Origin of the sequence: Cystobacter fuscus, from assembly GCF_002305875.1 — a bacterium.
Classification (GTDB): domain Bacteria; phylum Myxococcota; class Myxococcia; order Myxococcales; family Myxococcaceae; genus Cystobacter; species Cystobacter fuscus_A.
The window spans coordinates 12,036,727-12,055,290 of sequence record NZ_CP022098.1; the positions used below are offsets into that span (position 1 = coordinate 12,036,727).

Sequence of the window (18,564 nt, forward strand, 5' to 3'; positions counted from 1 at the left end):
GCCCGGCGCATCAGAAGGCGCGGCCCTGTCCGCCATCGACGGGGAGGGTGGCGCCCGTCACCCAGCGTGCGCCCGCCGAGCACAGGAAGACGACCACGTCGGCCACCTCCTCGGGGGTGCCGAAGCGGCCCCAGGGCAGCTCCTCGCGAACCATCTTCTCCACCTTCTCCGGGTTGGCCTGACGGCGGCGATCCCAGCTCCCGCCGGGGAAGAGGATGGCGCCCGGGGCCACGCCGTTGACGCGGATGCGGTGGCGCGCCAGGTCCACGGCCATCTCCTTGGTGAGCGCGGTGACGGCCGCCTTGGCCGCGGTGTAGGGGGCGCTGGTGGCGTACTCGCGGCCGAAGATGGAGTTGATGTGCACGATGCAGCCGCCGCCCTGGGCCTTCATCCGGGCCACGGCGTGCTGGCTGCACCACACGGTCGCGAGCAGGTTGCTGTCCAGCACGTCCTTCCACTGTCCGGCCGTGGCCACGTCGAAGGAGCCCGCGCCCCCGCTGCCGCCCACGTTGTTCACCAGGATGTCGAGCGAGCCGAACGCCCGCACGGCCGCGTCCACCGCCGCCTGGGCCCCGTCGGGGGTGGCCACGTCCCCCGCGATGGAGGCCACCTCGGCGCCGGAGGCACGCAGCTCCGCCGCCACCGCCTCCAGCCCCGGGGCTCCTCGAGCGCTCAGACAGACACGGACGCCCTCTCGTGCCAGGGACAGGGCGATGGCCCGTCCGATTCCCCGACTGCTGCCCGTGACGAGCGCGCTCTTGCCCTTGAGTTCCAGCTCCATGGAGGCGCGTTCTACACCGGCACGGGCCCGGGGGATGCGCTTTCACTTCTTGCGCGTGGCCTCGAGGATCTTCACGGACGGGGTGAGCTGCTGACCCCGGGCGGGGGCCTGCTGGATGGCGCGCACCACGTCCATGCCCCGCACCACCCGGCCAAAGGCCCCGAACCCCTGCCCATCCGGGTTGCGCTTGCCACCGAAATCCAGCTCGGGCTGATCGCCAATGCAGATGAAGAAGTCGGACACCGCCGAGTCGGGCGTGTCCCGGGCCATGGAGACCGTGCCGTCCTTGTGCCGCAGGCCGGTGACGCTCGTGCGCTCCAGGGCGATGGGGGCGCGCAGCTCGGCCTTGCGGGATGGATCGGCGCCACCCTGGATGACCTCGATCTTCACCGGGTTGTTCGGCTGGTTGCCGGGCGTCACGGTGCGGTGGAACACCCCGCCCTTGAACAGCCCCGAGTCCACGTAGCCGAGGAAGTTGCGCACGGTGGTGGGAGCATGGGCCTCGTCGAGTTCCAGCTCGATCTCTCCCTTCTCCGTGCGCAGCACCACGTTCACCTTGCCCGCGGGCGCGGGAGGAGCCTTCTCCTTCTTCGGCGGATCGGCGAGGGAAGCGGAGGCGAGCAGCACCAGGACGGCACAGCACGAGGACACAATCGACTTCATCGGCATCTCCAGGTCACGAGGGAACCCGGAGGGCAGTGAAGCGCGGTGGCCCCTCGCGAGGGAAGGGCCGTGCTTCCGCTCAAGGCGCCTTGCCCGGCAGCGGCGCGACCACCGGCACCGGGGGAGCGTCACCGGGGGACGGCGAGTCCGGACCCGCGCCGCCGATGGCCCGCTGGGAGCCCTCGTCCTTGGGCTGCTTGAGGGGCACGCCCACGTATTGGACGTTGTCGTTGTTGTCGATGGCGAAGCGCACGAGCGCGCGCAGCACGCGGTTGCGCTTCACGTTGCCCACCACCTGCCGCAGGTCCTCGTACACGGTGGGGTCGGTGATGATGCCGCCCAGAGAGCCCTCGCCGCGAGCGACCATGGAGGTGATCTGCTTGATGTCGGCGGCGGCGCTGCCCAGGTCGGCGAGCATGCCGCCCGCGCTGCCGTACACGAGCTGGTGCACGGCGCCATCGGGGTTCTTCTTCGCGTCCTCGAGCAACCCGGCGAGCTGGCCCGCGGCGGAGCCCAGCTCCTTGAGGGCGTTGGCGCCGTCCTGGCCGTAGATGAGGGCGTGGGCGGTGCCGTTGCCATGCTCCACCTCGCCGAGCAGGGACTCGACGTGGGCCACGGCCTTGTCCATGCGCATGGCGGTCTGGGAGGCATTGGCCACGAGCGCGCGCACGTCGCGGCCGGTCTGCTCGTCATAGATGAGGGCGTGCAGGGTGCCGTTGCCCTTCTCGATCTCCTCGAGCATCAGGCGCAGGCTGCGCACGCCCGCGGCCACGTCCTGGGCCATCTTGGGGTCGGCGTACACGGTGACCGCCTTGCGCAGCTCGCCGCTCACGGCCACGGCGTCATCGAGCACCTTGCTCGCGCTGCGCATCATCGCGCTCACGTCCCCGCTGGTCTCGGAGGGAATCTCACCGCCCTCGGGCACCTCGGGCTGGTCCAGGGAGCCGAGCGAGATGTCCACGGCCTTGTCCCCGAGCACGCCGAGGCTCGACAGGCGGGCGACGGAGTCGGCGCGCACGCGCTGGGCGTACTCGGTGCTCAGGCGCAGGCGCACCTCCATGCGCTTCTCGCCGGGCTTGGAGGGGAAGCCCACGGCCTCCACCCGGCCCACTTCCAGGCCGTTGAGCCACACGGGCGAGTGACTGGAGAGCCCTTCCACGCTCGCGAAGTAGGCGCGGTAGCTGACCTGCTTCTCGAACAGGTGCGTCTTCTGGCCGATGAAGAAGACGACGATGCCCGCCAGCACGAAGGCCATCGCCACGAAAGCGCCCACCCGGAGGGCGAGCCGTTGATCCTTGGATGTCTGTGTGAAGATGCTCACGACGCCGCCCTCCCCAACTCCTGCCCCCGGGCGTCCAGGAAGGCCCGCACCTCGGGCACCTTGGAACGCCGGATTTCCTCCGTGGTGCCCACCTGGACGATGCGCCGGTTGGCCAGCATGGCGATCCGGTCGGACACCGACAAGGCACTCACCATGTCGTGCGTGACCACGATGGACGTGCACCCGAGCTGCTTTTGCATGGAGCGGATCATCTGATCGATCGTCTCCGTGGTGACGGGATCCAATCCCGTGGTGGGCTCGTCCCAGAGGATGACCTCCGGGTTGGTGGCGATGGCGCGCGCCAGGCCCACGCGCTTGCGCATGCCACCGGACAGGTCCGCGGGCCGCATGTTCTCGATGCCCGGCAGCCCCACGAGCGCGAGCTTCTCGGCCACGCGCTCGCGCACCTGGGCGGGCGTCATCTCCGGGAAGTGCTCGTGCAGCGGGTAGGCGACGTTCTCCCCCACGCTCAGCGAGTCGAACAGGGCCGCGCCCTGGAACACCATGGCCACGTGGCGGCGCAGGTGGATGAAGTCCTCCTCACCGCACTCGGTGAGATCCTGCCCCTGGAAGAAGATGCGCCCGGCGTCATGGCGCAGCAACCCGATGAGGCACTTGAGCAGCACGCTCTTGCCCGTGCCCGAGCCACCAATGACGGTGAGTGTCTCACCCGCGTACACGGAGAGCATCACGTCATCATAGATGCGCTTGGAGCCGAAGGCCTTGCGCAGGTGCTCGAAGCGGATGAGTTCCTCGCCGGCCTTGGGCGGTTGGAAGCGAAGACGGGGGGACGGGCGGGAGAACATGGCGTGGGAAGCAGTGCGTCAGAGGGAGAGCGTGAGCTTGGTGATGAAGAAGTCGGCCAGACACACGGTAACGGAGGTGATGGCGACGGTCTCGGTGGTGGCGCGACCCACACCCTCGGTGCCGTTCTGCACGGTGAGCCCCTTGAAGCAGCCGACGATGCCGATGATGCCGCCGAAGACGAAGCCCTTGAAGACGCCGGAGACGAAGTCGCTCATGAGGACGACGTCGAGCGCGCCCTTGAAGAACAGATTGAAGCCGATGCCGTATTGGGCCTTCACCACGAGCGCGCCGGCGAGCATGCCGATGACGTCGGCGAGGATGGTGAGCGTGGGGCCGAGCACGAAGCAGGCGAGCACGCGCGGCACCACGAGCTTGCGCAGGGGATCGGCGCCGAGCGCGCGGATGGCATCCACCTGCTCGGTGACGGTCATGGAGCCCAGCTCCGCGGCGATGCCCGAGCCCACGCGCGCGCCCACGGTGAGGGCGATGAGCACGGGGGACAGCTCGCGGAAGAGCGTGAGCACGACGACGCGGCCCACGGTGTACTGCACGCCGAAGCGCGCGAGGAAGAAGCCGAACTGGAGCGAGATGACGAGTCCGGCGAAGGTGGCGGTGAGCAGGGCGATGGGCAGCGAGCGCACGCCCAGCGCCTCGAGCTGGTAGATGAAGGCGGTGGGCGAGAAGGGCGGGCTGACGGCGCGGGTGAACACCTGACCGGTCATCACCGCGAGCGAGCCCAGGCGCTCGAGCCGCACGAGGAAGCGGCCCCAGAGCGAGTCGTCCTCACCGGAGGAGGCATCGGGCGCGGGAGGAGCGGCGGGCGCGAGGTCCACGTCGGTGCTCATGAGGGGTTCTCCACGTGGAAGCCGCCCACGAGCGCATCCAGATCCTCGACCCGGTCCTGCAGGTGGCCCAGGGGGGCGACATAGGTGAAGTCGTAGACGCAGCGATCCTTCTTGAGCACGACCAGGAGCAGTTCCACGGGCACCCCATCGAGCTTGGCCTGGAAGTGCGAGCGCAGGGCCTCGCGCTCGTCGACGACCTCGGCGCGCTGCATCAAGGAGACGCGCTCGGTGAAGCCCTCGAGCAGGTGACGCGTGAGCACCTCGAGCGAGGCGTCGTCGTGCTCGCGGCAGGTGGAGTTGACGGACAGGGCGTGGCCGGTGTCCTCGGTGAACCAGGCGAGATCATTCTCGGAGAGCTTGACCTGGGACCAGACGGGGGGGAGCGCCCCGACGCGGTAGCGCACGCCGGGCTTGGAGAACACCTGATCCTCGAAGCGCACACCGCGGTGGCACCCGAGCGCCACGAGCAACAGTGCTGACAGGATGACTCGATTCGACCTCACGACGCCAGGGTAGGCACCCCCCTCCGACCCGGTGAGTTGCAGGGGCGGGGGAGCTGTTCATTCCTGAGCAGAAGAGGGGGGCGAGCGGGCATAGCGGGGGCCCGCCGAGGAGGGTGTTCCGCGGGGGATGAGCGTGCCGATGTTGAGAGATGAACCCTCGACCCCGAGCACGACGCGGGAGGCCCCCGATGGACGGCGGATTGGGAATTTTTGGACTGGGATTGTTCCTGTTATCGATTGCCCTGCTCTATGCCCGGGAGGCGTTCGGGCTGGCATGGCCCCTGCTGGGGCTGTCGCTCATCTCGATGGGCTTCGCCATGTCGGAGAGCCCGCGGCGGCGGGACGTGGCGTTGGGTATAGGGGTGGCATGCCTGGTGGCGGCGCTGGTGAGCCTGGCCTTCTCGGTGTCGTGGTGGTGGGTGGTGGCCACGGCGCTGTTCGGTGTGGCCTACATGGTGCTGTGGGCGGAGTTCCGCTTCGCCTTCTTCCAGCACCTGCCCCAGGAAGCGGGAGGGCGGGCCGGCCACGACTCGAGGCACCTCGGCTCGCGCCGGCCGTGAGGCGCGAGGCTACAACCCGCCCGTCTGCCCGAGCACCCAGAGGGTGACGGCGATGGGGTCCGGGCAGTCGGAGAGCCGCTGGGCGTCGGCCACGGAGGCCCAGCGGGAGGCGCCGCGGTAGATGACCCCGTCTTCCAGGGTGGCCACCCGCAGGCCATTCACCTCGATGTCGTAGCCATTGCCCCGGCGCACGGCGCGACCCCGGGGGTTGCCCCCCTTGTCGATGGCCACGTCCATGCCGGACCTGCGCACGGTGTATTGGGTGACTCCCGCCTTCTCCACGCGATTGCCGGTGCACTTGTAGTCCGAGGCGGCGGCGTGGGTGGTCCCCAGCAAACAGAGCACGGCGAGTAGCGGCGACGACCTCATCTTCACGGCACACCTCCAGGCGACGGGACGCGGTGGTCCCACGCTGTGGACCCAACGTGACACGCCTGTCTGACATGGCGCGTCATCGTGGGGGGGGAGGCGTCTGGGTTCAGGACGAGGGGGCGAGCGCGAGGAGGGCGGTGATGAGGGGATTGGGTTGGGGGGCGCGGCGCCAGGCGACGTAGAGGGGGAACTGGCGAGCGGGCTCGGAGAGGGGGAGCGCGGTGACGCCGGGAACGCGGGGACCGCGGGGCTCCACGGAGGCCAGGAGCGAGTAGCCGAGCCCGGCGGCCACGAAGCCGAGGATGGTCTCGGCGGAGTCGGCCGCGTAGATGCGCCGGGGGACGACGCCGAAGTGGGCGAGCGCGGCGAGTTGCAGGTCGCGCAGGTAGGTGTCGGAGCTGTAGGAGATGAAGGGCTCGTCGCGCCAGGGCTCGGGGGTGACGGGGCCCTTGAGGTGGGGCCGGGGGAGCGAGGGAACGACGAGGAAGGGGCGGGTCTGGCCCACCTGCCGTGCTTCCAGGTCCTGGGGAACCTCGGGCAGATGGTCCACGAGGAGCTCCGCCTCACCGGAGCGCAGGGCGGCGACGGCGGGAGTCTTGGCCTCGAAGAGGGCGACCTCGATGTCGGGTCGTTGTCCGCGCAGGCGGCGCAGCCACGGGGGCAGGAGGTGGCGCATCACATGACCCGAGGCATGGATGCGCAAGCGTCCACCGATCTCTCCCGAGAGCAGGGAGCGCTCCAGGGCGGGCAGACCTTCGTAGAAGGGGGCGATGGCGTCGTAGAGGATGCGGCCCTGGGGGGTGAGGACGACGCGATCCTTGCCGATGCGCTCGAAGAGGCGCACCCCGAGCTCGGCTTCCAGCCGTCGCACCTGCTGATGCACGCCGGGTTGGGTGATGGGGTAGGGAAAGGCGCGGGCCGCGCGGGCGTACCCTTCACATCGCGCGACCCAGTAGAAGCCCTCGAGGCGCTGGAGCTGAATCATACACGGCAGCTTATCGATGCTCGGGCTCTTCGTTCCATGCGGTTTGCGATGGAGCCCGGTAGGGTGTTGCTCATGCGGCGCTCCAACACGGGGCGCCCCCCAACGAACGGAGCGCACCATGTCCCGCCCATCAGCCAATACCTCGCAGGATCACAGTGGAGCCTGGGTCATCCAGACGTGGGTGTCGTTCATCCTGTCGGTGGCGGTGACGGCGGTGGGCATCTACCACCTGCCGGTGGACGGCTGGCAGAAGGCCTTCCTGAGCATGGGGTTGCTCTTCACGGTGGGCTCCACGTTCACGCTGTCCAAGACGGTGCGAGACCAGCACGAGCAGCAGCGGCTGACGGCGCGCATCGACGAGGCGCGGGTGACGAAGCTGCTGGCCGAGGTGGACCCGGTGGTCCTCAAGTAGAGGGGGCTGGTAGGCTGGGGCGGGCATGACGACCCGCTCCGCGATTCCGCGCTCCGCCCCGTTCGCCGCGTGGTTGGAGGAGCTCGATCTGCTCATCCGCGCGCGCTATCCGCTGCTCTATCTGGTGTCGTGGGAGGAGCACCGGGTGGAGACGCTGCTCGGGGAGGTGGCGAGGGCACACGGCAAGGTGCTGCTCACCTGGTCGGTGCGCCGGGGCCTGAGGCACGTGGGGAGCACGCGGGGTCCGGTGCTGCCCGAGGACACCCGGAATCCGCTGGAGGCACTGGCCGCCATCGAGAAGCTGTCCGAGCCGGCGCTGGTGGTGCTCGAGGACTTCCCGCCCTACCTGGAGGAGAAGCCGCTGGTGAGGGCGTTGCGCGAGCTGGCGCACTCGCTCAAGAGCACGTTCACGACGGTGGTGCTGCTATCGCCCACGCTGCGGTTGCCCGAGGAGTTGGAGAAGGAAGTGTCGGTGCTGGACGTGCCGTTGCCGGGCTTCGAGGAGCTGACGCAGCTGCTCAAGGAGATCGTGGCGGTGGTGCGGCGGGGCAACAAGGCGAGCATCGAGCTGACGCGCGAGGAGGCCGAGCAGCTCATCAAGGCGGCGCAGGGGCTGACGTTGTCGGAGGCGGAGAACGCGTTCGCCAAGGCGATCGCGAAGGACGGCAAGCTGAGCGCGGAGGACATCCGGCGGGTGCAGGACGAGAAGCGGCAGGTCATCCGCAAGAGTGGGCTGTTGGAGTACTACCCGCCGGGGGAGGACCTGGGGAGCGTGGGGGGGTTGCGCGAGTTGAAGCAGTGGCTGGACCGGCGCACGGCGGCGTTTGGCGAGCGGGCGAGGCAGTTCGGGTTGCCCGAGCCGCGAGGGGTGTTGCTGTTGGGGGTACAGGGGTGCGGCAAGAGCCTGACGGCGAAGGCGATCGCGGCGCACTGGAACCTGCCGTTGTTGCGGCTGGACATGGGGCGAATCTTCAGTGGGCTGGTGGGCTCGTCGGAGGAGAACCTGCGCAAGGCCATCCACGTGGCGGAGAGCATCGCGCCGGTGGTGTTGTGGGTGGACGAGGTGGAGAAGGGCCTGTCGGGGGTGGCCTCGTCGGGGACGACGGATGGAGGCGTCACGGCGCGGGTGTTCGGAGCGCTCCTCACGTGGCTGCAGGAGAAGACGGCGCCGGTGTTCGTGGTGGCGACGGCCAACCGGATCGAGGGACTGCCGCCCGAGCTGCTGCGCAAGGGGCGGTTCGACGAGATCTTCTTCATCGATTTGCCGGAAGTGGCCGAGCGCCGGGAGATCTTCCGCATCCATCTGGAGCGCAGGGGGAGGAAGGCGGGGGGTTACGACCTGGGGGCGTTGGCGGAACTGGCGGTGGACTTCAGCGGGGCGGAGGTGGAGCAGGCGGTGATCGCCGCGCTCTACGAGGCGTTTGGCGAGGGGGTGGAGCTGGAGCAGCGTCACCTGATGCGAGCCATTCAGGAGACCTTCCCGCTCGCGGTCACGCTGAGGGATGAGATTCTGCGGTTGCGCGAGTGGGCGCGGGGACGAACGCGTCCGGCGTCGCTGGCGGGTGAAGCACGAAAGGAGTAGCCCATGTCCTCTCGATTCAACCGTTTCCTGCACATCGAGCATCCGCGAGGAGAGAAGGAGTCGGCGGACGGGCCGGTGTCGCTCCGGGATGGGGGACGCTTCGAGTCGCCCGGCGAGGCGGGCGCCCTCCCCTCCCCGGCGGTGCCAGAAGCCCATCTGGAGCGCTTCAAGCAACAGGGGCAGACGCCGCTGGTGATGGATGACGGGCCCCCGAGCGGACAGCACTTCTCGCGCTGCATTCGCTGTGAGACGGAGAATGGCCGATTCGCCGTCGTGTGCACGACGTGCGGAGCGGATCTGCGGGCACCTGAGCAGCGGGCGGAGGACGAGAAGCGCGGGCGCGAGCGCGCGCGGGCGGAGGAGCGGGAGAGGGAGGAGATGAGGGTGCGCCAGACGATGCCGGCCGAGCGTCCCACGTGGCACACCGAGGAGGAGGAAGAGGGAATTCCCCCGGTGTTCGAGCCTTCGCTGGGCGTGGGGCTCTTGCGGCGCATCCAGAATCCCACCGCGAGGTGGTTGAGCGTGGGGGGAGCGGTGGGGCTGCCATTGCTGCTCACGCGAGCGGGGCACGGGCCGCTCTGGGCGCTTGGCATGTACCTGGGCGTCTTCGTGGCGGCGAGCTTCGTGCCCAGTGCTTTCTGGATGATGCGGAGGCGCGACGAGTAGCCCCCGGGCGTGTCAACCGGGTTCGCCGTCTGGGGGAGGAGGAAGGCCGGCGGGGGCCTCTCCGGGAGGAGCGAGGGAAACATCACCCGCGCGAACGCCCATCCACAGGGTGTCCTGGGCGGCGGCGGCGCGCACGAGGCTGGCGTCGGTGGTGGTGAGGAAGACCTGGGCGCCGCTCTCGGCGAGGTAGCGCATCAGGTAGGCATTGCGTTCAGGGTCCAACTCGCTCGAGACATCATCGAGCAGGAGCAGGGGCAGAAAGCCCGTGGCCGCCTCGAGGTTCTCGATCTCGGCGATCTTCCATCCCAGCACGAGCGCGCGCTGCTGGCCCTGACTGGCGTAGGCGCGAGCGCTGCGTGAGCCCAGGGTGACGGAGACATCATCGGCGTGGGGGCCCACGGAGGTGAAGCCCCGATCGAGGTCTCTTCGGGAGCGGGACGCGAGCGCTTCGCGGAGCGCATTGGCCAGGGCCGTCTCATCGGCCTGGGCGAAGTCGAGGTCGCCCAGATGGGCGGGGCGGTACCCATAAGAGGCGGGGTCGGGGGTGCGCCCGATGGAGGCGAAGGTGGCCTGGGCACGGGGTGCGAGCTCGGCCATGAGGGCCCGTCGCCGGGCATAGACGCGGGCGCCCGCCTTGGCGAGGGTCTCGTCATAGGCCTCGAGGTAGACGGAGTCCACCGGGCCCGTGCGCAGCAGACGATTGCGATTCTTCAGGGCCCGAGCGTACTCACGGCTCTCACGCAGGAAGGCGGGGAAGCGGTTGAAGACAGCGCGATCCAGGAAGCCCCGGCGCGAATCCGGGCCACCCTTGACGACCTCCAGATCATCCGGCGTGAAGGCCACCACCGAGACGCCGCCGAAGTACTCTTCCAGGCTGGGGGCCTTCTTCCCATCCACGAAGGACTGACGGACGCCACCGGACACCTCCACGGAGATCTCGCGTTCGGCACCCTTGAGGAGGAAGCGGCCCGTCACCCGCGCGGCCGGAGAGCCCCACCGGACGAGCTCCGACAACCGGCCCGCGCGCAGGGGCTTGAGTGTGGCGAGGAAGTAGAGGGCTTCCAGCAGGTTGGTCTTTCCCTGGCCGTTCTGCCCCACCGCGATGGTCGCGTGCGGGCTCGGCGACAGGGAGACCTGGCCGAGGTTACGGAAGTCCTGAACATGGAGTGCCAACAGGCGCACGGGAGACCTTTCTCCCATCCGTTCAGGTGAGCGTCCAGGTGAAAGCCTATCTCCGGCGACGTTCGGCGGCAGGGCGTCCGGCCGCGGTCCGGGCCAGGAGGACCAGCCCGGGGAGATCCGCCAGTTCCTCGGCAAGGGAGGGAGGCGTGAAACCGGAGAGGGAGCGCTCGCGGCCCACGGAGAAGAAGCGCGCGGGCGTCTCGCGCTGACCCCGCAGGCGGATGAAGAGGTGCAGGGCGTCGCACAGACACTCCATGTCAGGTCCCTGATCTCCCTTCGCGCGGTGGGCGGCGCGCTCCAGTCGAGCCCAGGCGGCCTCCTCGTTCCAGGCGCCAACCGGGCGGGAGTGGGACAGGGAGGCCAGCTCCGCCGCGACCTCGAGCAATCCGGCCCGCCCCTCGCTCAACACGTCCGAGGCGCTCAACCGGGCGTCGGGCGACCCCTCGCGCTCCACCAGCCAGCCCAGCAGCTCGGGCCATTCCCGCTCGGGGGGGCGGACGGGTGAGAACCGGGCATCGAGGAGGGTGTGCAACCGGGAGTTGGCCAGATCGGTCCAGAAGACGGCATGGAGGAACAACTCGGGACCACTGCGCGGGGTGTGCACGGGCACACGCCTGGCTCGCTTCTCCAGGAAGTCCGTCAGACGTCCCGAGGGATCGAAGCGATGCACGCGACTCCACAAGGCCTCCATCGCCGTGTCGGCCAGGGGCAGGGCGCGTCGGACCTCATCGGCTTCCGCCGGGCTGAAGGGCAAGGCCCCCTCGGGGGCGGGACGCTTGAAGACACGCTCGAAGATTTCCGCGGCCACGCAGGCGGCGCGAAGCTCCGGCAGGTTGCGCGGAAGCAGATCCACCGCCTGAGCCCACGAGCGCCGCCCCAACAACGGACCCTCGGCGAGCAGCTCTTCTTCCAGGAGCAGCAGGGCCCCCGCGAGGACAGTGGGCTTGGTGGGAGTACGCAGCCTCCGGGCGACCAATTGAACGAGCTCCTCGCGCAACCGGGACACGTCGGCCAGCAGCACCATGGAAGCAGAGTCCTCGGGCCACTCCTCCGCCGCCGCCCGCCGACAGACAGAGGCCAGCGTGATGTCCACTTCAGACTGGTCGCAGACCACCTCCCGCAGCAGCTCGAGGTTGGTGCGAAGCGTATCCCGCCAGAAGAAACCCCGGAGCATCAGCCGCAGCGCCCGGTAACGAAGGCGGGCAGCCTCGAGCAGATCCGCGCGGTCCTCGAGCCGCGCCCGTAGGGTGTCGGGAGAAGTGGCCACGGTCAGGAGGACTATAGGCCCATCCGGGACCGATGACAGGTGGCCTCGGGACCGGGGGGCCGAAGAGTCAACGATTGGATGACCCCTGAGCGGAAAAGAACACACGGCGAAGCCCGCAAAGGCGAAGGCCCCGAGTCGACACCTGACGGTGCGGACTCGGGGCCTTCAGAAAAAAATCCGGCAGCGACCTACTCTCCCGCGCGGTTTCCCGCGGAGTACCATCGGCTCTGGAGGGCTTAACTTCCGTGTTCGGGATGGGAACGGGTGGGACCCCTCCGACATTGCCACCGGAAAAACAGGACAGTTCATACGAAGGGTATGTGAAACCAACTTCCACTGCGAAGTGCTCGTGCCTTCTTCCGGGCCCGGCGTCGCGCTGTCGCGCTCGCTCGGGGCCTCGACCCTGGCCTCGACTCTCGTACCACCCACCGCTCCCGGTGGGGCTGCTGAGAGATTGAGGTAAAGTAAGCCTCTCGACCTATTAGTACCGGTTAGCTCAACGCGTTACCGCGCTTACACACCCGGCCTATCAACGTCGTCGTCTTCGACGGGTCTTCGGGGGCTTGCGCCCGGGATACCTGTTCTTGAGGTCGGTTTCCCGCTTAGATGCTTTCAGCGGTTATCCAATCGACACATGGCTACCCAGCGATGCCTCTGGCGAGACAACTGGTACACCAGCGGTGTCTCCAACCCGGTCCTCTCGTACTAAGGTCAGAGCCTCTCAAGTATCCTACGCCCACAGCAGATAGGGACCAAACTGTCTCACGACGTTTTGAACCCAGCTCGCGTACCGCTTTAATTGGCGAACAGCCAAACCCTTGGGACCTGCTCCAGCCCCAGGATGCGATGAGCCGACATCGAGGTGCCAAACCTCCCCGTCGATGTGAACTCTTGGGGGAGATAAGCCTGTTATCCCCGGAGTACCTTTTATCCGTTGAGCGATGGCCCTTCCATTCAGGACCACCGGATCACTATGACCTGCTTTCGCACCTGCTCGACGTGTCCGTCTCGCAGTCAAGCTCCCTTATGCCATTGCACTCGCCGCCCGGTTTCCAATCGGGCTGAGGGAACCATCGCGCGCCTCCGTTACGTTTTGGGAGGCGACCGCCCCAGTCAAACTACCCACCAGACAGTGTTCCAACTCCCGGTGAGGGAGCATGGTTAGACACCAGAATCCGACAGGGTGGTATTTCACCGTTGCCTCCACCGAACCTAGCGGCCCGGCTTCAAAGGCTCCCACCTATCCTACACAGTCGAACCCTAGTGTCACTGTCAAGTTGTAGTAAAGGTTCACGGGGTCTTTCCGTCTTGCTGCGGGTAAACTGCATCGGCACAGCTATTTCAATTTCGCTGAGTCCCTCTCCGAGACAGCGCGGAAGTCGTTACTCCATTCGTGCAGGTCGGAACTTACCCGACAAGGAATTTCGCTACCTTAGGACCGTTATAGTTACGGCCGCCGTTTACTGGGGCTTCGGATCATCGCTTCACCTTGCGGCTGACGAATCCCCTTAACCTTCCAGCACCGGGCAGGAGTCAGACCCTATACGTCGGCTTCTTGCCTTCGCAGAGTCCTGTGTTTTTGGTAAACAGTCGCTACCGCCATTTCTCTGCAACCTCTCTCGGCTTCGGCTGTACGCCTACACCTGGCAGAGGCCCACCTTCTTCCGAAGTTACGGTGGAAATTTGCCTAGTTCCTTGGAGGAGAGTTCTCTCAAGCGCCTTAGGATTTTCTCCTCACCCACCTGTGTCGGTTTGCGGTACGGACACCCTGTAGACTCCCCGCGGAACTTTTCTTGGAAGCCGAGCATCAGCGACTTACCCCGTGAGGGGTGCCATGGGGTCTCGGGGATGGCTGCCGCGCCTTTAGTCGTACGCGACACCCCTACGCCTTTGGACTGACACAACCACCGGTCAGCTCGCCTAGCTTTCTCCGTCCTTCCTCGGTTCAACGTCTACAAGATGGCGCAGGAATATTAACCTGCTTGCCATCACCTACGCCTTTCGGCCTCGGCTTAGGTCCCGGCTAACCCTGGGAAGATTAACTTGACCCAGGAAACCTTGGGTTTACGGCGAGGGGGTTTCCCACCCCCTTTATCGCTACTCATTTCGGCATCAGCACTCGCAACCGCTCCACCAGCCCTTGCGGTCTGGCTTCACTGCTGTTGCAACGCTCCCCTACCACTGCATGCGCCTGACGCATGCAATCCGAAGCTTCGGCGCTAGTCTTGAGCCCCGTTACATTTTCGGCGCGGCCTGTCTCGACCAGTGAGCTATTACGCTTTCTTTAAAGGATGGCTGCTTCTAAGCCAACCTCCTGGTTGTCAATGACTTGCCACATCCTTTCTAGTGTTCACTTAGACTAGACTTGGGGGCCTTAGCTGTCGGTCTGGGTTATTCCCCTCTTGCCAATGGACGTTATCACCCACTGACTGCTTCCCGAGCTAACAATTGCTGGCATTCGGAGTTTGGTACGGTTTGGTAATCTGGTGAGACCCCTAGCCGTTCCAGTGCTCTACCTCCAGCATTGAATTACTCGAGACGATACCTAAATATCTTTCGGGGAGAACCAGCTATCACGGAGTTTGATTGGCCTTTCACCCCTACACACAGCTCATCCCAGAAATTTTCAACTTTCATGAGTTCGGTCCTCCATGAGGTGTTACCCTCACTTCAACCTGGCCATGTGTAGATCACCCCGCTTCGGGTTATAATGCACGCAACTCATTCGCCCGTTTCGGACTCGCTTTCGCTCCGGCTCCACCTATCGGCTTAGCCTCGCTACGTACATTAAGTCGCCGAATCATGATGCAAAAGGTACGCCCTCGCACTGGGTTGCCCCGTAGTGCTCGGACTGCTTGTAGACATGCGGTTTCAGGTTCTTTGGACTCCCCTCACTGGGGTTCTTTTCACCTTTCCCTCGCGGTACTAGTTCACTATCGGTCGCCAAGGAGTATTTAGCCTTACCGGATGGTCCCGGCAGATTCAGGCAGGATTGCACGTGTCCCGCCCTACTTGGGTACCCCGCTCGGCTCCAGTTCGTTTTCGCGTACGCGACTGTCACGCCCTTTGGTCCACCTTTCCAGGTGATTCCGCTAACAAACCAGAGTCCTACCGCGGACCCGCAACCCCGATGCCATTTTCATGACACCGGTTTAGGCTCCTCCCATTTCGCTCGCCGCTACTCTGGGAATCACTCGTTGTTTTCTTCTCCTCAGGGTACTGAGATGTTTCACTTCCCCTGGTTCGCTCCTTCAGCCCTATGGATTCAGGCTGAGGTAACGCGGCTTTCACCGCGCTGGGTTTCCCCATTCGGACATCTCCGGCTCAACGTTCGGTTGGCAACTCCCCGGAGCTTTTCGCAGCCACCCACGTCCTTCTTCGCCTCTTGGCACCTAGGCATCCACCGCACGCCCTTAGTAGCTTACTTACCTTAATCCCTCACCAGCCCGCCTCCCGGCGAGTGGCCTTGAAACTCGAGACCAAGGTCCAGGCCCCGGCTCTTCGCCGCGGACCCGAAAGAATTCACTTGATTGCGTCGTGAGGTTCACCGCCAGGCCGCTATCGCAGCCGAGCTGTCACCTCAATCGACGCTGAGAACTTCTCAGCAGAAATTGATTTCTACCCTTCGTATGAACTTGTCAAAGAACGTCCTGACTCCAACTTCGTCAGTAAACTGTGGAGCTGGACGGGATCGAACCGACGACATCCAGCTTGCAAAGCTGGCGCTCTCCCAACTGAGCTACAGCCCCTGAATGTGTCACTGTCCCTCCACCTGCCGGCTGTCGTCGCGTCCCCAATCTCCCCGGTGGGAAATTGGTGGGCCTAGGTGGACTTGAACCACCGACCTCGCGCTTATCAGGCGCGCGCTCTAGCCAGCTGAGCTATAGGCCCAGTGGATTTCCAGCTACCGTCTCTTTCAAAGAACCGAGCCACCTTCGCTCGGCCTCTCAAAACCAGACAGCAAACCCTCGACAGTTGCAGAAACGTTGACCTGGTTGACCTAAGGCCACCGAAGTGGCTGGTACACCCTGTGGCGCCGAAGCGCTCACCGTGTACCCGGTCTCCTTAGAAAGGAGGTGATCCAGCCGCAGGTTCCCCTACGGCTACCTTGTTACGACTTCACCCCAGTTACCGACCACTCCTTGGGCACCTCTTGGTGAGATGACTTCTGGAGCAATCGACTCCCATGGTGTGACGGGCGGTGTGTACAAGGCCCGGGAACGTATTCACCGCGGCGTGCTGATCCGCGATTACTAGCGATTCCGCCTTCATGGAGTCGAGTTGCAGACTCCAATCTGAACTGAGACCGGTTTTATGCGATTAGCTCCCTCTCGCGAGTTGGCAACGCTTTGTACCGGCCATTGTAGCACGTGTGTAGCCCTGGTCATAAAGGCCATGAGGACTTGACGTCATCCCCACCTTCCTCCGGTTTAACACCGGCAGTCCCTCTAGAGATCCGCTTGCGCGGCAACTAAAGGCGAGGGTTGCGCTCGTTGCGGGACTTAACCCAACATCTCACGACACGAGCTGACGACAGCCATGCAGCACCTGTCTCTCGGTTCCCTTGCGGGCACCGCCTCATCTCTGAGGCCTTCCGAGGATGTCAAGACCAGGTAAGGTTCTGCGCGTTGCGTCGAATTAAACCACATGCTCCACCGCTTGTGCGGGCCCCCGTCAATTCCTTTGAGTTTTAGTCTTGCGACCGTACTTCCCAGGCGGAGAACTTAATGCGTTAGCTACGGCACCGCGGGGGTCAACACCCACGACACCTAGTTCTCATCGTTTACGGCGTGGACTACCAGGGTATCTAATCCTGTTTGCTACCCACGCTTTCGCGTCTCAGCGTCAGTGACCGTCCAGGTGGCCGCCTTCGCCACCGGTGTTCCTCCCCATATCTACGAATTTCACCTCTACTTGGGGAATTCCGCCACCCTCTCCGGTACTCAAGCTCTGCAGTTTCGAACGCACTTCCTCGGTTGAGCCGAGGGCTTTCACATCCGACTTGCAAAGCCGCCTACACGCGCTTTACGCCCAATAATTCCGAACAACGCTTGCACCCTCTGTATTACCGCGGCTGCTGGCACAGAGTTAGCCGGTGCTTCTTCTCCCGGTACCGTCAAGCCCTGGAGTATTAGCCCAGGGGTTTTCGTCCCGGTCGAAAGTGCTTTACAATCCAAAGACCTTCATCACACACGCGGCGTTGCTGCGTCAGGCTTTCGCCCATTGCGCAAAATTCCCCACTGCTGCCTCCCGTAGGAGTCTGGACCGTGTCTCAGTTCCAGTGTGGCTGATCGTCCTCTCAGACCAGCTACCCGTCGTCGCCTTGGTGGGCCATTACCCCGCCAACTAGCTGATGGGCCGCGGACTCATCTGGATGTGATAGCTTGTATACAGAGGCCACCTTTTCCCTCAAGAGCCGAAGCTCCCGGGGGCTTATCCGGTATTAGCCAATCTTTCGACTGGTTATCCCAGACACCCAGGCAGATTATCCACGTGTTACGCACCCGTGCGCCGCTCTACTAGGATTGCTCCATTCGCGCTCGACTTGCATGTGTTAGGCACGCCGCCAGCGTTCGTTCTGAGCCAGGATCAAACTCTCCAATTGAATTTTTGAAGGGTTGAACCGGCTTGGCCAGGGCCCGGCTAAGGGGACACCTGACTTCGCTGTTCATCGGTTTCTCGCCAATCGACTCCCGCCGACTCGCTGAAGAACCCGTCTTAGAATTGACTGCGGTTTCCGCAATCTGTCTTCTTGGGTTTGCTATCTGGTTTTCAAAGACCGAGCCGCTTGTACCGGCTGTCCTGCTGTGCTACTGTCCTGCTCGACCTCACCGCTTCGACTCAGCGGGGCGGCCCTTTTATTCTGAACCGTTTCGGCTGTCAAGCGGCCGTTGCCGCTTCGCTTTTCCGGTTCACCGCGAAGGAGAGCTGCTTTTCTCTTTCGTGGGGCGCGGAACCTACTGCCGTTCCGCCCGTCGTGTCAACCCGCTTCGTCGACTCGTTTCTTCCCACCCACCGCGTCGGGTCGCCTGCGCGACTTCTTCGGCTTCGGGGGAGGCGGCTTCTACCACCACCGCGTTTCGAGTCAACCTCGCTGCGTCGACTTTTTATTTCGTCTCTCTCTGCTGCGCTCGTCCAGAGGTCCCCACCGCCAGTGCGGTTTCGCCTTCCCGTCCGAGGGGGCGCGGCTTCTATCGCCTCGCCCTGGATGAAGTCAACTGCCCTCATCCACTTCTTCATCCCCGCTCACCGCTGTTGCCACCGGTTCGTGGGGGCGCGGCTTCTACCACCACCGCGTCTCGAGTCAACACCGCTTCGTCGACTCTTTCTTCCCACTTCGCCGCCTCGATCGCCTGAGCGGTCTCACCGGTTCGTGGGGGCGCGGCTTCTACCACCGCCGCGTCTCGAGTCAACATCACTTCGTCGACTCCCTATTTCGTCTTTCTCGCCCAGGTGTCCCACCGCCAGCGCGGCTTCGCCTTCCTGTCCGAGGGGGCGCGGCTTCTACCACCGCCGCGTCTTGAGTCAACAAGCTCCGCCGCTTTTTTTCTTCCTGCCTGTCCGCGCGGGGCTGGGAGGCACCGGCCCCTCATGGGTCTCGCCCAAAGGAGGAGGCTC

General features: G+C 65.2%; 14 protein-coding genes, 2 tRNA genes and 3 rRNA genes. 4 read left to right on the top strand and 15 right to left on the bottom strand.

Annotated features, from left to right (window positions below; all coding sequences use genetic code 11):
• Positions 1-10: 10 nt before the first annotated feature.
• The 6 genes from CYFUS_RS48825 to CYFUS_RS48850 form a co-directional block, all read right to left on the bottom strand.
• The gene (locus CYFUS_RS48825; protein ID WP_095991484.1) at positions 11-781 is read right to left on the bottom strand and encodes an SDR family NAD(P)-dependent oxidoreductase; all 771 of its coding nucleotides are present in this window, start codon (positions 779-781) and stop codon (positions 11-13) included.
• 42 nt (positions 782-823) lie between these two features.
• On the bottom strand, positions 824-1,444 hold the full coding sequence (locus CYFUS_RS48830) for a peptidylprolyl isomerase (RefSeq protein ID WP_095991485.1): 621 nt from the start codon (positions 1,442-1,444) through the stop codon (positions 824-826).
• Between the two features lie 79 nt (positions 1,445-1,523).
• Positions 1,524-2,765 carry an MlaD family protein gene (locus CYFUS_RS48835; protein WP_095991486.1) on the bottom strand — a complete coding sequence of 414 codons (1,242 nt, stop codon included), beginning with the start codon at positions 2,763-2,765 and terminating at the stop codon, positions 1,524-1,526.
• On the bottom strand, positions 2,762-3,571 hold the full coding sequence (locus CYFUS_RS48840; protein ID WP_095991487.1) for an ABC transporter ATP-binding protein: 810 nt from the start codon (positions 3,569-3,571) through the stop codon (positions 2,762-2,764). Before CYFUS_RS48840 ends, CYFUS_RS48835 begins: the two co-directional genes overlap by 4 nt.
• An 18-nt stretch (positions 3,572-3,589) precedes the next feature.
• Complete coding sequence (locus CYFUS_RS48845; protein ID WP_095991488.1) at positions 3,590-4,417, bottom strand: MlaE family ABC transporter permease; 828 nt, start codon at positions 4,415-4,417, stop codon at positions 3,590-3,592.
• Positions 4,414-4,920: a hypothetical protein gene (locus CYFUS_RS48850; protein WP_420042672.1), complete on the bottom strand. Its 507-nt coding sequence runs from the start codon at positions 4,918-4,920 to the stop codon at positions 4,414-4,416. The genes CYFUS_RS48845 and CYFUS_RS48850 overlap by 4 nt, the downstream gene beginning before the upstream one ends.
• A 221-nt stretch (positions 4,921-5,141) precedes the next feature.
• Between CYFUS_RS48850 and CYFUS_RS48855 the strand changes: the two genes are divergently transcribed.
• Positions 5,142-5,480 carry a hypothetical protein gene (locus CYFUS_RS48855; protein ID WP_232537256.1) on the top strand — a complete coding sequence of 113 codons (339 nt, stop codon included), beginning with the start codon at positions 5,142-5,144 and terminating at the stop codon, positions 5,478-5,480.
• A gap of 9 nt (positions 5,481-5,489) precedes the next feature.
• Here the strand turns inward: CYFUS_RS48855 and CYFUS_RS48860 are convergent, their stop codons facing one another.
• The gene (locus CYFUS_RS48860; protein ID WP_157759095.1) at positions 5,490-5,855 is read right to left on the bottom strand and encodes a hypothetical protein; all 366 of its coding nucleotides are present in this window, start codon (positions 5,853-5,855) and stop codon (positions 5,490-5,492) included.
• 103 nt (positions 5,856-5,958) lie between these two features.
• Positions 5,959-6,837 (bottom strand): LysR family transcriptional regulator, encoded by an 879-nt coding sequence (locus CYFUS_RS48865; RefSeq protein WP_095991491.1) that lies wholly within the window; start codon positions 6,835-6,837, stop codon positions 5,959-5,961.
• Positions 6,838-6,955: 118 nt separating this feature from the next.
• Between CYFUS_RS48865 and CYFUS_RS48870 the strand changes: the two genes are divergently transcribed.
• The 3 genes from CYFUS_RS48870 to CYFUS_RS48880 are packed head-to-tail and all read left to right on the top strand — an operon-like array spanning position 6,956 to position 9,497.
• Complete coding sequence (locus CYFUS_RS48870; protein ID WP_095991492.1) at positions 6,956-7,249, top strand: YiaA/YiaB family inner membrane protein; 294 nt, start codon at positions 6,956-6,958, stop codon at positions 7,247-7,249.
• Positions 7,250-7,274: 25 nt separating this feature from the next.
• A complete protein-coding gene (locus CYFUS_RS48875) occupies positions 7,275-8,831 on the top strand; it encodes an AAA family ATPase (protein WP_095991493.1) in 1,557 nt (518 codons plus the stop codon).
• Between the two features lie 3 nt (positions 8,832-8,834).
• The gene (locus CYFUS_RS48880) at positions 8,835-9,497 is read left to right on the top strand and encodes a hypothetical protein (RefSeq protein WP_095991494.1); all 663 of its coding nucleotides are present in this window, start codon (positions 8,835-8,837) and stop codon (positions 9,495-9,497) included.
• Between the two features lie 12 nt (positions 9,498-9,509).
• On the opposite strand, the gene recF is transcribed toward CYFUS_RS48880, so the two are convergent.
• The 7 genes from recF to CYFUS_RS48915 form a co-directional block, all read right to left on the bottom strand.
• A complete protein-coding gene (gene recF, locus CYFUS_RS48885) occupies positions 9,510-10,679 on the bottom strand; it encodes a DNA replication/repair protein RecF (protein ID WP_095991495.1) in 1,170 nt (389 codons plus the stop codon).
• A gap of 46 nt (positions 10,680-10,725) precedes the next feature.
• On the bottom strand, positions 10,726-11,946 hold the full coding sequence (locus CYFUS_RS48890; protein WP_095991496.1) for a hypothetical protein: 1,221 nt from the start codon (positions 11,944-11,946) through the stop codon (positions 10,726-10,728).
• Between the two features lie 175 nt (positions 11,947-12,121).
• Positions 12,122-12,238: ribosomal RNA gene (gene rrf / locus CYFUS_RS48895) — 5S ribosomal RNA — on the bottom strand.
• A 168-nt stretch (positions 12,239-12,406) separates the two neighbouring features.
• A 23S ribosomal RNA gene (locus CYFUS_RS48900) occupies positions 12,407-15,373 on the bottom strand.
• Positions 15,374-15,622: 249 nt separating this feature from the next.
• Positions 15,623-15,695, bottom strand: a tRNA-Ala gene (locus tag CYFUS_RS48905).
• A gap of 65 nt (positions 15,696-15,760) precedes the next feature.
• A tRNA-Ile gene (locus CYFUS_RS48910) sits at positions 15,761-15,837 on the bottom strand.
• A 178-nt stretch (positions 15,838-16,015) separates the two neighbouring features.
• Positions 16,016-17,551 (bottom strand): 16S ribosomal RNA (locus CYFUS_RS48915).
• Together the 16S, 23S and 5S rRNA genes with 2 tRNA genes alongside form the textbook arrangement of a ribosomal RNA operon.
• Positions 17,552-18,564: the final 1,013 nt, after the last annotated feature.

What these genes read in the sequence shown, in the direction of transcription:
- CYFUS_RS48825 (WP_095991484.1), bottom strand. Translation starts at nt 781, where the DNA reads ATGGAGCTGGAACTCAAGGGCAAGAGCGCGCTCGTCACGGGCAGCAGT.
- CYFUS_RS48830 (WP_095991485.1), bottom strand. Translation starts at nt 1,444, where the DNA reads ATGAAGTCGATTGTGTCCTCGTGCTGTGCCGTCCTGGTGCTGCTCGCC.
- CYFUS_RS48840 (WP_095991487.1), bottom strand. Translation starts at nt 3,571, where the DNA reads ATGTTCTCCCGCCCGTCCCCCCGTCTTCGCTTCCAACCGCCCAAGGCC.
- CYFUS_RS48845 (WP_095991488.1), bottom strand. Translation starts at nt 4,417, where the DNA reads ATGAGCACCGACGTGGACCTCGCGCCCGCCGCTCCTCCCGCGCCCGAT.
- CYFUS_RS48865 (WP_095991491.1), bottom strand. Translation starts at nt 6,837, where the DNA reads ATGATTCAGCTCCAGCGCCTCGAGGGCTTCTACTGGGTCGCGCGATGT.
- CYFUS_RS48870 (WP_095991492.1), top strand. Translation starts at nt 6,956, where the DNA reads ATGTCCCGCCCATCAGCCAATACCTCGCAGGATCACAGTGGAGCCTGG.
- CYFUS_RS48875 (WP_095991493.1), top strand. Translation starts at nt 7,275, where the DNA reads ATGACGACCCGCTCCGCGATTCCGCGCTCCGCCCCGTTCGCCGCGTGG.
- CYFUS_RS48880 (WP_095991494.1), top strand. Translation starts at nt 8,835, where the DNA reads ATGTCCTCTCGATTCAACCGTTTCCTGCACATCGAGCATCCGCGAGGA.